The sequence below is a fragment of the Planctomycetia bacterium genome (assembly GCA_021413845.1).
Lineage (GTDB): Bacteria > Planctomycetota > Planctomycetia > Pirellulales > PNKZ01 > PNKZ01.
Map to the genome: position 1 here is coordinate 47897 of JAIOPP010000029.1, position 14182 is coordinate 62078.

Annotated in this window: 18 protein-coding genes; all 18 read right to left on the reverse strand. The window is 58.3% G+C overall.

Features of this window, described 5'->3' with window-relative positions:
- Positions 1-380: 380 nt before the first annotated feature.
- Positions 381-929: a hypothetical protein gene (locus tag K8U03_06635; protein ID MCE9604567.1), complete on the reverse strand. Its 549-nt coding sequence runs from the start codon at positions 927-929 to the stop codon at positions 381-383.
- Between the two features lie 85 nt (positions 930-1014).
- On the reverse strand, positions 1015-1401 hold the full coding sequence (locus K8U03_06640) for a hypothetical protein (GenBank protein MCE9604568.1): 387 nt from the start codon (positions 1399-1401) through the stop codon (positions 1015-1017).
- A 56-nt stretch (positions 1402-1457) separates the two neighbouring features.
- On the reverse strand, positions 1458-1973 hold the full coding sequence (locus tag K8U03_06645) for a hypothetical protein (GenBank protein MCE9604569.1): 516 nt from the start codon (positions 1971-1973) through the stop codon (positions 1458-1460).
- 10 nt (positions 1974-1983) lie between these two features.
- Positions 1984-2376: a DUF3168 domain-containing protein gene (locus K8U03_06650; GenBank protein MCE9604570.1), complete on the reverse strand. Its 393-nt coding sequence runs from the start codon at positions 2374-2376 to the stop codon at positions 1984-1986.
- Positions 2373-3011: a head-tail adaptor protein gene (locus K8U03_06655; protein MCE9604571.1), complete on the reverse strand. Its 639-nt coding sequence runs from the start codon at positions 3009-3011 to the stop codon at positions 2373-2375. Before K8U03_06655 ends, K8U03_06650 begins: the two co-directional genes overlap by 4 nt.
- 2 nt (positions 3012-3013) lie before the next feature.
- On the reverse strand, positions 3014-3229 hold the full coding sequence (locus K8U03_06660; protein MCE9604572.1) for a hypothetical protein: 216 nt from the start codon (positions 3227-3229) through the stop codon (positions 3014-3016).
- Between the two features lie 139 nt (positions 3230-3368).
- Complete coding sequence (locus K8U03_06665) at positions 3369-4523, reverse strand: hypothetical protein (GenBank protein ID MCE9604573.1); 1155 nt, start codon at positions 4521-4523, stop codon at positions 3369-3371.
- A 57-nt stretch (positions 4524-4580) separates the two neighbouring features.
- The gene (locus tag K8U03_06670; GenBank protein ID MCE9604574.1) at positions 4581-5060 is read right to left on the reverse strand and encodes a hypothetical protein; all 480 of its coding nucleotides are present in this window, start codon (positions 5058-5060) and stop codon (positions 4581-4583) included.
- A gap of 69 nt (positions 5061-5129) precedes the next feature.
- Positions 5130-5915 carry a hypothetical protein gene (locus K8U03_06675; GenBank protein ID MCE9604575.1) on the reverse strand — a complete coding sequence of 262 codons (786 nt, stop codon included), beginning with the start codon at positions 5913-5915 and terminating at the stop codon, positions 5130-5132.
- Positions 5916-6087: 172 nt separating this feature from the next.
- Positions 6088-6270, reverse strand: a complete 183-nt coding sequence (locus tag K8U03_06680) for a hypothetical protein (GenBank protein ID MCE9604576.1) — start codon at positions 6268-6270, stop codon at positions 6088-6090.
- 69 nt (positions 6271-6339) lie between these two features.
- The gene (locus K8U03_06685) at positions 6340-7752 is read right to left on the reverse strand and encodes a phage portal protein (protein MCE9604577.1); all 1413 of its coding nucleotides are present in this window, start codon (positions 7750-7752) and stop codon (positions 6340-6342) included.
- 81 nt (positions 7753-7833) lie between these two features.
- Positions 7834-9444: a hypothetical protein gene (locus K8U03_06690; protein MCE9604578.1), complete on the reverse strand. Its 1611-nt coding sequence runs from the start codon at positions 9442-9444 to the stop codon at positions 7834-7836.
- On the reverse strand, positions 9441-9791 hold the full coding sequence (locus tag K8U03_06695) for a hypothetical protein (GenBank protein MCE9604579.1): 351 nt from the start codon (positions 9789-9791) through the stop codon (positions 9441-9443). Before K8U03_06695 ends, K8U03_06690 begins: the two co-directional genes overlap by 4 nt.
- 155 nt (positions 9792-9946) lie before the next feature.
- Positions 9947-11077: an ABC transporter ATP-binding protein gene (locus K8U03_06700; protein MCE9604580.1), complete on the reverse strand. Its 1131-nt coding sequence runs from the start codon at positions 11075-11077 to the stop codon at positions 9947-9949.
- A 57-nt stretch (positions 11078-11134) separates the two neighbouring features.
- Complete coding sequence (locus K8U03_06705; protein MCE9604581.1) at positions 11135-11725, reverse strand: hypothetical protein; 591 nt, start codon at positions 11723-11725, stop codon at positions 11135-11137.
- A gap of 103 nt (positions 11726-11828) precedes the next feature.
- Entirely contained in the window at positions 11829-12164 is a 336-nt protein-coding gene (locus tag K8U03_06710) for a hypothetical protein (GenBank protein ID MCE9604582.1), read from the reverse strand.
- 50 nt (positions 12165-12214) lie between these two features.
- The gene (locus K8U03_06715; GenBank protein ID MCE9604583.1) at positions 12215-12733 is read right to left on the reverse strand and encodes a hypothetical protein; all 519 of its coding nucleotides are present in this window, start codon (positions 12731-12733) and stop codon (positions 12215-12217) included.
- A gap of 50 nt (positions 12734-12783) precedes the next feature.
- Complete coding sequence (locus K8U03_06720) at positions 12784-14181, reverse strand: hypothetical protein (protein MCE9604584.1); 1398 nt, start codon at positions 14179-14181, stop codon at positions 12784-12786.
- Position 14182 lies beyond the last annotated feature (1 nt).

The following is a 14182-nucleotide window of genomic DNA, read 5'->3' on the forward strand; positions in this document are numbered from 1 at the left end:
CGATTGTCGAAGCATTCGCAATTCTTCATGAATTTTCTTAAGCCAATCGGATCCCGGAATCATCGAGCTTTCGGCAGCGTGTTCTCTATCGATGCTGGTTGGCTGTTCACGCAGTCGGTCGCTCGGCTTCGTCGCCACGATCGCGACCAATCTTTCCCAATCATTCGGCTCGTCTCGGCAACTTATTGCGCTGCTACTCATTTTGAGTTCTCGATCCACTTCAGCATTACGGCGGTCTCGCGCCGCACCGGCGATCTGTATTGCAATCTCCGGCGAAGCGACAATGCTCGACGGCCGACGATTCCGAAACTCTAAGAACGTGAGTACCTCGTCGATCGTGAGCTCGAAAATCTCCGCAGGTGTCCAGCCGTAATCGCTGCTCAATCGGTGGCATAAGGCTCCCCAATCCATTCGGGCTCCACCGGAACCTGTGGCCGGCTTTCGCGGTCGTGGGCCGAAGCACATGGCATCGCGCTTCGGCCCTGAACGTTTCCCAAGTCGAGTCCCTCTCGCAACCGCATCCCCGTCGCCGCTTCGATCATGCGTAAGAGTTCGCAGCGCTCCGATCCCTCGGCTTCGTAAACTTTGCGCCGGCATCGTTCCGCCGCAATCAGCGAATGTTCACCGCGTAGACTCAACTCCAGCGCAACGCTTAGTCCTTCGTTTCCCAACAACCAACGGCGCAACTCTTCGACAGTCGGTGCGACGGCTTGCGATGCTTTTTCGAACGCAAGTTCGAGGAGATGGCGTTGTAATGTTTCCGGCAAGCCGTCAAGGTGAGCTCGAGCTACGACCAGCGGATAGGGCTTCATCGCCGCGAAACGCCGCTCCAGCTCGATGTAGTCGCGCAAGCTGAAGCGCGAACAACGATGCTCGTGGCCGTCGATCTCGATCGTCATCGTCATCGTGATTCGTGTCGAACGGTTCATCGCAGTTCCCTTATCACAGTTCCCCTTGTCGCAGCTCGTCGTCGCAGCTCCTCATCGTTGTTTCGAGAGCGCCTATGCGAAGAGCTCAGCTATAGGTCGGCTTCGTCCAAGCGCCGTCGATGGAGAACTCGGCGATCCCTCCCAAAATGTCCCCTCGGTCGATATCGACCTCCCATTGCAGCGCGTCGATCACGGCCGGCACGCTGTAATGTCGCACGTCATCGAGATACAGCAGCAGAGTCACGGCCTGGCCCTCGTTAAGCCGATTTGTAATCGGATCGTCGACGTCGAGCTTGAAGGCAATCGTTCCGCTGCCGTCTTTCACTCCCGCCACGCGACGTCGAAAGCCGGCCGTCGAAGAACTGGCGTAGGCGACATTGTTGGAAGTCGTACGCAAAGTCCATTTGGTTACGTCGGCGATCGTCGCCACGCCGATCATCACCTTGCCGTCTTTACCGCTCATTACCGACATAGCGTTCTCCTCTTGGAATATCTCGATCGATCAAGGCGACGTGCCGGTTGCAACCGTTACGACGATGTCCCCACGATGACGATGCGATAAGTGGCGGAGCCGGAGCCGGAGTTTAAGATCCGCAATACATCCGTCGTCCCCACGCCGACGCTCCAGCCCGCTTGTTTATTGATCAACAAGAGCGAAGAATCGGCAGCCAACGTCGCTCGAGCCGTCGCCGTGTTGAAAGGGCCGAGCCAAGTGTGCGAGGCGGCGTTGCCGACCGTCAGCTCTGCCCCTGCGTCCGTCGTCTTGCAGACGATCAACAGCGCTTTGACTTTGGCAAGCGCGACTTGCACGGAGTTGCCGAACACCGAACTAGCAAGCGCCGACAAAACAAGATCGTCCGCAGCACCGGCAGCCAGCGTCCGCTCGTCGTGCCAGATTCGATCTGCCTGGCCGCTGCCGACGCCGTTTGCCAAGCCGGCGGTATATTCCAACTTCGAGACGTCCGTGATCGTCGAAAGTTCAAGCGCGTCTTGCAAAAGCCATGTGAGCGAGGCTCTCAGATCGGTCGAAAGGGCCGAAGCCATCGTAATTCTCCTAAGATCGACAAAGCGTAACGTCGTAATGAAGTTCCCGGCGAACAGTCCCTTTTGAATCCGATTTCCACACCTCTTCGCCGCGGCGCATCGCGACCACTCGCCCCTCGCCGGCATCGAAGTCGGCCGAGTCGAATCGATCGGCGATCGCCGCGGCGATCGTGGTTGCAGAGCCGTAACTCGACATTTCCGCTACGAATACGATTTCTACGACGTCCGCGGACAAGCCGCTCGACGCACGTAGCAGCGGTTTATTCTTACGCCGCTCGACGACCACGTATGGCCGCTTCGTATCGGCGGGCACGAAGCTCGTATACACGCGCTCGAGCGGCACCGATGTCGTCAGCGCGACATCGCTTTCCCAGCGTTGTTGAATCGCCTCTTCGAGCGTCATGGCACCAGCTCCAAAAGTAAGATCGTTCCACGATCCAAACGCTCCGCATCGTCGACTCCGCGAATCTCGTACAGCGCATCGTCGTGACGAATCCGCATGTCGGCGACGAACTCGATCGCATCGGCAAGAAAACAGCGATGCGTCGTTCGCATCGTCGGAGGTGCGGCTTGATCGTCTCGGCGTTGTGCCGCCGGTTGGATTCGTGCGGCAAGTCCACGACGGACTTCGATCCAATTCGCAACCGGCACGCCCGACGCGGTCTTCGTCCAGCTTGCTCGTAGAATCGAGACGCGATCATTGAGCTCGGCGGCTACCTCCCACGCTCGCGCGGTACATCGCCAGCGTGAACCGAGCGTTTCGTGATTCGCTTCGAGGATCGTCCACGTTCGACCTTCCCCGTCCGTGATCGTCGATCCCAACACCGGACAAGCGGGCACCTCGGAAGTCGGGAAGTGCCAGCGAACATCCCCTGCTAAGTATTTTCCGCGCGAGGCCTCGATCTCTCGCAAAGTCACGGCTCGATGGAGTCCGGCCGTTGTTTGCTCTCCCGATCTAGGCCTCGGCTCACGGATCACGACGCTCTCCGCCCCGTCAAACACGGCGAAATCGTTGCTTAAGTCCAAGCTCGAACTCATGACTAAGTTCCTCCTCGCGTCGCAAACTCGAACGGTTCCGCATCGTTTAATTTGGCGTCGCACCAATCCAACGTCGTTTGAATTCGCGCCAAATATGCTTCCCACGACACGCTCTGTCCGTCGATCGAATAGCTCGGCTTTGGGCTCAGCGTCACATCGAGCAACAGTTGTCGCGTTTGGTCGCGAATCAAACGGAGCGTCGTCAGATCGTCGGACATAGAACCTCCGGAAACGAAATGAAAGAGAACTTGCTAAGCCGCCCAGCGCGCGTGCCCGGCACGGAACATTTACGAAGTACGATCGGGTTCGAGCCCGTCGACACGCGCGCTGCGACTCACTCAGCCGGTAACGACACCGTTATTCGTCGAAGCTCTTCACGACGCAGCGTGGGTTCAGCACCGCAGCCGCACCACGTTCGCTGGCTTTGAATCGAACGACGATGTCGTTGTTGAATTCCGCATCGCTGTTCGGAGCCGATTGCGTGACGGTGATCGGCCAGTTCTCCATGTAGGCGAAGGCCTTCTTGAAATCGCCGAGGAACCACCACTTCTTGGCATCTTCCGCCGCGGTGCCCGCCGCAATAATCCGGCGATACGCCAAGCGGCTATCGGCGACGCGGTACTTGCTCAGCGGATTGGCGACGCGCGTGGTCGTGGCCTCGGTGCTGTAATCGATCTCGGCTGCGTTAAATACGCGATGTGCCGCATGCCGATATGCCGGCATCACGAGCACCGTGTCGGCGGTTACGAGGACCGGTTCGCCCGTATGTGGATCGAGAATGTCCGCAAAGAGGTTTTCGGCGGCATCGACGTTGCGCCAATCGACGAGCTCGTTCGCCGATTTGACGTTCACCCAAGATCCGGAGGTGAGATAGGTCGAATAGTTCGTGCCGCGCCATTTGTAGTTGTTCGTTGCACCGATCAAGATATCGATGAGCCGCTTCTCCTTGTTCAACCCGAGAATCTCGCCGACTTCCGCCGCACGACTCAACACCAAGTTCGTCCGATCGAAGAAGATCGCTTCGCGCGTCACCGGCACGATCAGGCCGTGCTTCGTCGTCGAGGGAGTTTCGATATAGTCTTCGCCGAAGCCGACGTTCGGATAAGGCATGCCCGGACGAATCGCATCGGCGCCATCGGCCGGAACCGTCACGCCGGGAATCTTCTCCCCATCGAGGCGCGTCGGAATCGTATCGACGAGCTTCGAGACGACGAAGGCTTCTTGCGTATAGGCCTCCATGATCTTCGAGTAGACGACTTGCCCTGCGATATTGAGAAAGGCGGTAACGTCGACTCCTTGGCCCGATTCAAGAATGTTCACTCCGCCCGAGGCGCGAGGGTCGAGCAACCGAACCCATTCATGACCGTCGGGCACCAGTCCTTCGGCCAAGTCGCGAAGACTAAAATCCTCGGGCCGCAGTTTCTTCTCGCGCAACGCTTCGGATAGATGCTCGACCGTCTTTTGCGCTCCATCGAGTTCGTAGCGCCGCTTCAATTCACGGTATTTGATCATGTGTCTTTACTTTCTCAGGGATAAGTTGGAAGAATGATGTATCGATACGAACGCCGACTACGACGTGATCGCCGATTGCACGCCGCCGTACATCACGGTGCTGACGATATCCACCAGCACTTTTACGTCGGCCGGATTGACGCGTCGCGCACAACGCCCGATCGCCAAATGGGCTCCCGCTACGCCGTCGATACGTTGATTTTCCAAAACGGTTCCGGAAGCGGCTTCGTCGACGCCGAGCAACGCCCCCACTTCGCGTGTGCCGGACGGAGTGACGAATTCGAAGACGCCGGTCGTCGCTACGCGAATCGGATCGGTGTCGCCCGATCGCGACCGTTGCATCGCCACGCCGGCGAACTTCGTGTGAAACAACGCTTGGTTCGCGCTTTCGGTACTTTGGTCGGCCTGCGATGCGGCCGGCTTCGCATCGTCGGTGTCGAGATACACCAAGTCGCCGATCTCGATCACGGTCGCCGAGTCGACCGGAAGAACCACGGGATTCGTTTCGCCGTACCGCCATCGCATGACATCTGCCATCGTGCTGCTCCAAAATAAATGATTGAATCGTAGGAATGAGTTCGAGATTCTTTCGGCATTCTTCGCCGGTTAAGTCTTGTGCGAAATCGCCTTCACGAACGAGTCGGCGTCTTCGATCGGTCGATGTCGTCCGTGAGTGCTTTGATCGACGGAATGTTGATCGCGAGCGCGAATCCTCGGTTGAGCAGCGTCGGCTTCTTCGCGAACCGGCGACGTACGCAGATTGGCGATCTCCGCTTTAAGCCGCAGAATCTCCGCTCGCTCCTCGGCAACGTTTTGCTCAAGCAAATCCGGTCGCGCTGCCCGGAGTTGTTCGAGCGTTACGCGAGTCCAGTCGGCTTCACGAGCCTGAACCGCATCGATCTCCGCAACTTGCTCGTAGAGACCATGCGTCGAGGCGGGATCGGCCACGAGGTCGACGCTGACGACACGTGTGATCGCTTCGACGACCACTTGTTCGTCACGTCGCGACGTACGGGCCATGACGTTGTGCGAGAGCCCGACGTTCTCCGGAGCATGCCGAGCGTCCCATTCCAACTGCCCGGCCATGCCGTGTCGCGGGTTGAAATGTAAGTCGCCATATAAGCCGGAGTCACCGACTACGCTCACGTTGCGGATCAATCCGATCCGGTCTTGATAGTCGCGTGGGCCGAGCGGGCTTCCTTTCGGGTGATTCACATTCACCTTAGCCCCTTCGTACAGCTCGCGAGCTCGAACCAACGTATCGTGAGGATACGACCGCCCGTTACGCGACTCAGACCCGAGGATTTTCACCCCGCGAATAACGCCTGCTTCGCGATCGACGGACAGTGCCGCACCTCGACTATCCGCATACTCCAACAAAGTCTCTTCCATTTCGATTTCCTTTCGTCGACAAACGAAAAAAGCCCGTCGTCGACCGAACGATGCGGTCGACGACGGGCTCGCGTGATACCGGTAAAGGCTCAGTAAGATACCCGTTAACAAGAGTTAACGTTTAGGGTGCAGCGCGTCGTGTTGTTAAATACGACATGGACTGCTCGGACGTTTACTTTTCGAGTTGTTCGATTCCTTTGCGAATGTGTTGGATTGTGCCGTCTTGCACGCTGATCTCCAGCCGCACAGTACCGTGGAAGCCTCGTTGTAGGGCCTGTTTTAAGAGCTCCTCCAACGCAGCCGTCGATCGCGTCAGCTTTACTGAATTCGCGGTTGAATGGGAGGCGGTTAACATGGTTCGTATTTTAGAGGATAGAAAAAGTAACTCAACATCGGTTTGTAGGACGCTCGTGAAATAAAATATTTACACATCCGCGTCATTCGGCGCTGCCGATTGTCGCCGTGTGTGGTCGCGCAAATTCGTCTGTTCCTGATCGTAGTCGAGCCCGCTGAGCAAACACCACGTTTGCGGAGATAGAATACCGTGCTTGTATTCGACGGCTCGCACATCGGCCTCACTTTTGACGTCGCGCATGGCGAGCGAAGGGGGCTCAATCTGAATCTCGACTAGGTTCAATGTCTCGGAAGGAAGCCGTCCTGCGCCGATCGCATTCCGCACGACGCGGCGCAATACTTCTCGATCGTCGCCAATTTGTTCCGCCTGTAATCGCTCGAACATCCGTAATGCAGGAGATTCGGCGACGAACGTCGAAGCGTAGTTCGCATTCGAGGCATCGGACGACAACATGAACTCCGGCATCACCAACCTAGCCGCGATGGCCCGCAACTCTGCTTGCAAGATCGCGACATAGCTCGAAGCATCGAGCGCCGATGCCGGAAAGTCGTAATCGACATTCCCATAGGTGTCGAGAATCGTGCCGGGCGCGAAGCGGCGCATCGTCGTAGGACGAGCGCTGCCGGAAGCAGTCACCGAATCCGGCTGAGCCGCCACATATTGCTGCACCGCAGTTCGGGTAGCCGTCCGATGTTTCCGAATCAAGGCGATCGCGGATTGAATCTCCGCCACGGTGCTCATGTTGCGCAACAGCTTCTCGGCTCGTCGCAAATTCTTTCGCACGGGATAATAGAGCGGCAACCCTCGCTTGACGTTTGCATCGACGTTCGACTTGCGATGCTGAATCTCATCGGCATCGACCGGCACGCCGTCGATATAGTAGGCGTGGACCGTTTCGACATCGTCATGATCCGTGGCGATGCCGTAGGAAAGGGACGGATCGCGAACCGCTTCCGCCGGGGCATAGACTTGGCCGGGCTCCACGAAGCGCACGAAGGTCATCCCTCCGGAGCCGACGAAATAGCGCAAGAATGATTCGCCGTCGCGATCGTTTCGCAACACGATTTCTTGCTGTCGTCGATGCCATCGATTGACGCGCACGAACTCGTCCAGCAAACTCTGCACGTCGGCTACCAACTCGGGCGGCGTGCTGCGATGCTTTTTTCCGGTCGCACGGTAAGTGTGCCCGCTGCCGACGATGTAACTTACGCGGTTTTCATGCCCGTTGACCGCGAACTCGTTCGACAGCGCCAGCGCGCGACACTCGTTGCGTATCGCCGCCAGTTGATGTTCGTCGGCGAAGCCCGGCATTACGCTACCCGCAGGCCCCCCCTTCGCACCGAGCATCATCCAGGCAGCACCGTCGCCGTCGTCGAATAGCGGCTCGTTGCGATCGACGACGCCCGACCAAAGATCATCGAATGCCTCGGCGAGTCGCTGCTCGAATCCTGCCGAATAGGAAGCTTTGTTGGAAGTCGTCATGCTTAAGTCTCCGTTGCCGTTGGTTGTCGAAAATGAAGCTCGCTCATCATTTCATCCGTCGATTGCTTCCGGCTCGCATCGTCATGCCGGTTTCGATTCGTGATCTACCAACGATTCTTGCGCCAGCCGCAAGGCCATCTCCAGCGCGTCGGGCCCATCGTCGTGGTCACCACAAGGAAAATCGCGAAGCTGATCGACGAGCAATCGTGTGCCTGAGGAGTTACTGCGAAATGCGAGACGTCGTTGTGCGAGCAAGGGAGATAAGCGACGAATCCGTACCCTTTTCGGCGCGGTATTCGAAATGCTCCAAGGTGCGAAGTCGTATCGTCCTTGTCGTTGCGCCTCGCGCACCAATTCGTCTCCCAACAATTCCTGAAAATGATTCGCTTCGACTCCGAATGCGTCGGGCCCGAACTGCGCATGCCACGTGCAACTATCGGCGACCATCTGTGGTATCGGGCGGCGGGCGAGATCGGCCTCGACGAAGACGCGGCCCATCGGATCGATGCCTAGCATGACGATCGCGGAGTAATCGCCATGGCGGGCGTCGGCCCCTTTGCTGGGGTCGAGCGCCATCGTCCTGACGATAAGGTTCTCGGGCCAATCGTCGAACCAGAAATCGTCGTGGAGGAAATAATCTTCCGGCCACTCGCAAAGTTCAGGATTGATCGGCGACCCCTGCTTTTCACGCTCAAACGCCGTCTTGCCGCTTTCGATGCGCATGCACATCAGCGCGTAGAGATCTTCTTCCTCCGCCCACAGCAACTCGGCCCCGGCATCCATTGCCGTGCGGTGTGCTTCGTAAAAACATTGGGCCTTGCCGCGAGCGTCGGCATCGCCGATCTCGGAATAAAGTTTTTCCCAGCGATCCCATAGGTCCATCGCATCGGGCCAGCGCAACACCGCCGGGAAGATTTGCGAGATCCAGCCCGGCGTGCGATGCAGCTGCATTGCCAACGCATCGCGATGCAGAGCGGTCGCGAGATTCAGCACGTTGGTTCTGCGAGTGCCGGCCTTGAGTAATGTGCCGTGAAACCAACGAGTCGACAGTTCTCTCTGTCGTGCCGACTCGATGTGCGAGTCGTTCTGAAGATCGTCGCAGATAATGAGCGTCGGGCGATGTTCGCCGCGCCGTCGCCCTCGCATACGCACGCCCGTGCCGAACGCTTCGACGACCGTGCCGTTGCGTAGCTCGATGAAATTAGAACGCCATATCGGGCCACGTCCGCAAGCTTGGGAGTAGTCCGAGGCGAGTTTCGAATTGTCGGTCAGTTCTTTTTTGACGTTCTCCAAATGATTAGCCGCTTGGTTTCGAGTGTCGGAGACGATCCAAACATAAGGCTCGCGCTCCGTGACGATCGAACGCAACACCCACGCCAGCGTGCCGACCGTTGATTTCGCTCCGCCGCGGGGGCCGATCACATTCAACTTCACGCCGCGCGTCCGCTCGGCTTCCGCCAAGCGTGTCGTCAAGGTTCGATGCATGATCGACGGCTCGCGTGTGAAGTAGTGCGGCAAGTAGCGACGTCCCCAAGCCAAGAGATCGAGCGTCGTCGAATCTTCGACGGCCATATCGTCGGGCTTCAACAGATCGACGGCGCAAGCAATGACGCCGAGCAACTTCGATGCGCCGGCCAACTCGAGTCCGGCTAGATCGAGCGTCGTGCTTTCTAAATGACGCCGCCTGGTCATCGACCTTGTTCTCCGGCGGCATCGCCGCTCAGCGACTCCGTCAGCCGTAGCAAGTGCGCGCCGACCTTTAGTCGATCGTTTCGATTACTGATGCCGCGGCACAGTATTTCGGCAAACTGATTCAACACGATTCCGACCTGCTCGCGGGTCATCGTTGCGGCGCGGCGTGCCGCGTAGCGATCTGGATAACGCCGTTCCAGCAACCAAGCAGCCGCCTTCCAGCCGTTCTTTTCGCCCGCCGCTTCCTGAATCTTTCGAACTAACGTGAGCTCTCGTTCCGCTTCGGCTTTTCGTAATGCATCGGCAAACGCGGGATCGCGCCGCGCAGTGGTAGCGATCGCGTTCATCGAACAGCCGACATAAGCGGCCGCGCGACTCCGCATACACCCGATCCTGACGATCGCGCAAATCTCCTCCTTCTTTCGGGCATCTAATTTGGGCGAGATCCTGCTTGCCCGTTTCGTGGGAACCGGAAGCGGCGTGTCGTCGTCGGAGCGAGTGTTCATAGCATGGTCCTTTCTTCCGACAGCAACTCAAACGACGCTACGGCGCGACCGGCGGCACCACGATAGTTGCTCGTCGCACGATCGTTTCTGCGAGTTCCGCAGCGCACGATCCGATTCAAGCGCCAGCGCGGCGACCGGCGGCAATGCGTCAAGAGTGAGGGATGGGCCGTCGTGATGCCGAATCGTTTGCCGTCGGCCAAATAGAGATCGCCGACCGCTTCGGCAAGCCGAGTGCCGATCCCCAGGCCTTGATAGTCGGGCAGGGTTACCAGTCGAGTGATTCGCCAACGACCGCGCGTCGCAAACATCGGCAGCACGGCACACAACGCCGTCGGCACTCCGTTCCAAAAAGCCGCGTAGCATCGAGCACCCCAACTCAGTCGGCCGTTCAAATAGTGATGACGCGCAAACAATCGCCAAGCTTCCAAGGGACAGCGTCGGACTTCGAGACGGATCGCCGGTCGCCGAAGACGCCTCCGATGGAGCGTGCCCGTTGCCATGTCGAGCGTCCAATCCGGTTCGAGCCAAGGCTCGACGTCGTAGTGACACGTCACGGCAATGAATCGACAAGCGACCTGACTCGATCGAATCGCTTTGACGATGGCGGCCGAGCCGAATTGGGCCGCATTGCGATCGACCAGGCTCGTGAATTCGTCGAACACTACCAGCGGGCGACTCTTCGAATCTTCGGAGATGTTCGAGTCTGTGGAGGAATGACGACCCACGGCCAAAGCGCGTGCCAAGTCGCAACGAAACTTCTCGCCGCCGCTGAGGACGTCGTACGGCTTGATCCAAGAGGGAGGCGATCCGAATCCGACGGCGGTCAACAGGCCGGTGGCTTGCTTGATCGGCAATGCATCGAAAAAGTCGATCACCGCTCGGTCGCGGGGCCAATCGCCGTTTTTATAGAGTTCGGCTGGGAATCGATGGCGCGCGATCGTGCTCTTGCCGGAGCCCGACGGTCCTACGATGAGACCGATGTCCCACTCCTCGCCTTCATCTGGTAGTTCGACGTCGAAGCGTTCCGAAAGCTTTTCTGCGAGCGGCACGTCGAACATCCCGGCGACTTGCTCGACGCGAAACGACCGGCGTATCGGGCAACTGACATCTACGGCAACTCGCACCATGACGCGTCTCCTTAATGATCTAAATCCATCCGGCCGACACGAAGCTTCGCGAACGAATTACAACGTCAGGACACGGCACTTACGACCTTCTTGTGAAAGTCGTTCGTAAACCAAGCGTTGTTCCGTCTCATCTGCGCATTCGACCAACACCTGGAATGAATCACGCAGCTCGAGCGACGTCCGTGCCGTAACCTCGGTCGTCGCGTTACGATCGGGGGAATCGAGTTCCAAGCGTAGCGATTGAGATTCCCTAAGAACTTCGTCGAGCATGTCGGAGACGGCTTCGTTTCGGATCTCGATCGTCGAGAGAATGTCGCGCAGCACGTCAGCATCGGTCTCGGCCATCGCCGCCAAGGGATCATGAACCGCGAGCAAAAGTTCCGCCTCGGCCGCGGAAAGATCGACGACGAGCACAGGTACTTCGGTATCAGGGAGCGTCGAGACGCGCAAATGGCCGTCGATCAACTCCAGTCGCCCGTCTTCGCACTCGCGTGCTATGAGAGCTCCCGCGAATCCGATCTCGTCGAGCACGCCGCGCAAGGCCGCTTGTTGTGCGTCGGGATGCTTGCGCCAGTTGCGCGGGTTCGAGCGTAGTTCGCTCGCGCGGACTCGCCGCAATTCACGCACTCGGTCTCGGATCGGTGGCATGCATACGCCTCGCAATAAATGTTTCTAGTTCGTTAAAAACCAAGTTGGGCCGAGAATCGACTCGGCCCAACTTGCCGATTGCTCGTTGCCGTCTGCGCGTCGGCTAACGGCAATGCACGTTCCGAACGACGACTCGCGACGAGCGAAGCACTTGAACTCGCTGACGCACCACCTGTTGTTGCACGATCACCGGAGTGGCGAATGCCTGAACCGCAAATGTTTGCACGGCGATCGGTTGCGCAACTACCGACTGCACGGCGACGAACTGGGGCTGCGCCGTCACGACGAACGGCGAAACCACGGCTGTCGGTACGGCGGCGAATCCGACCGAAGCTTGCGACACGACCAGTTGCGGATTGCAAGCCCGCAACTCATTCCCGGAGATCGCAAAAACACCCAACGCACAACACAGCAGCGAACAAAGCCGAATGAACCGCATGATCGAACACCTCCTGAAGTAGACTTCTCGATCGACACCTTGGAATCGTTTCAATAACTCAGCCGCTTCGGCAACTTGGCCCAGCGGCGGATCAACTCTTGCTCTTCGCTCGTCAATCGCACGCGCGCGCCCGGAGGCATTGCGGGAAGCTTTCCTTCGGCGCTCGTCGTTTGCTCGAGAACGAGATGGCGTGGAAGTTTTTCGAGCAAGCGACTATCGACATCGAACAACGACAAATCACCTTGGGCTAACGAACCTCGATGGCATTCGATGCAATGTTGCCGAAGGATGGTGGTGACTTCCGATCGAAGTGTATCTTCGGTGATCGCCGGTCGTGCGCTCGATGGGCTGGCCGCAGATGCCGTTTGCGGTGCGTACGTTCCCATGCCGTAAAAGAGGGTCGGTCGTTGTACGACGGCGACCGGCACAGCTACGGGAATCGCAAACGGCGCAATCACGAGCCCAGTCGAAGAATTCGCGTTCGTTTCCGAAGCCGTTGCGATGTGCCGAACGAATATCGCGGCGATGGCGACCAGCGCGATTTTCACAAGCGGTTGTTTTCGAATCATCGTTGAAATTCCTTCCGATAGAGCGTTCGGTCTTGAGGCGGTTTTCTTTGTTAACGTCGCGTTTCTTTCACCAGTAACGCACCCTCGCCGAAACTCGCTTCCCATTGTTTTCGCGAGACGCCGATACCGGCCGCAATCGCGAGCAAAATAGGATCGTGCGAGACACGAAACGCAGCCACGACGGTATCCTTGGAAACTCCCAATTCCAGCGCCGCGCTCGATGCGTCGAGCAACTCGTCTTGAAACGCACGTACGATCCTGGCGAGTCCGGCCGACACGGCGATCGGCGTCATTCCGCCGGTCGCCGCAGCGGTCGCCGTCGCCAAGTCTTCACGATCGCGCGTCAACTTCTTTTCCAAATCGCTGAGATAGAACGATGCCAGGCGCTGTGCGTCTTTCGGGCGTTCGACGAATAGTTCGACGCCGGCATCGAGTAGCCGCCGCTGATCGTTCACGATGGGGCGTAGGCCTCCTTCGATATGACAGCGAACGCATGAAATCATCGGCACGACGATTCCCGAGCCGTGTCCGTCGCTCGAGTCTTTCGCAATGACGTCGGGCACCGCCGCTTGGCGCTTGCCTTGCGCATCGAACAATGCATAGAGATGCAATCCGTTTCGCTTGGCAACGATATGTTCTCCGGCATCGTAAACGAATGAAAAAGGATTGCGAATCGGATCTCTTTCCGGCGTCGCTGCGGCAGTGTCGTAAGTATGCCACGCACCGCCGAGCGGACCTTGACGACGCACGATTCGCCGCGGCTTGAAGGTGACGAGCGAGCGAATGACGTTGGCCCCTTCGTCGGCTTTCAGACGATCGATCTGTTCGATATCGAGACCGAGGGACTTGAAGAACGTCGCTTCGTCGTCGGCGATGCCGGCCAACTCGTAATAGACGCCATCGTCGAGCGTCGTGGTTGCCTTAACGAGAAAATAGTCGCCTCGCAAAACGGCACCGCCGCTTTGCGATAGCTCGCGCAGACGCGCAGCCGAATGAAGATCGATCCAACCGCCGTCGGTAAACACGGTCTTAACGACCGGTGCGATCGACTTCGCCTCGTTTGCTTTTCGTACGGTCGAGGTGGTTTCGATCGATATCGGTGGAACGACTTGGCTGCGCAAATGCCAATAGGGATCGTGCGAAGCGAGGAATTCCCAAACCTCGGCGGGCAATCCATAGTCGGCAAGCGAGATGCGCCACAGGCGATGCTCCGTATCCGGCACCGCCACGGGCCGCACGAGAACATCGACACGGCTCACGCTATTGAGCACGAACGACGCGACGTTCGCCGCTTCCGATCGCTCCTCGATCGGAAAGTTGTAAAATGATAGATAGCGAACATACGGTCGTTGCTCATCAACGACACGCGTTTCAAGATCATGCACGGCCGCTTCCAATTCGCTTGCCGGTCCTGAAAACGACGGTAGCGCTGCGGCGATCATCAGCATC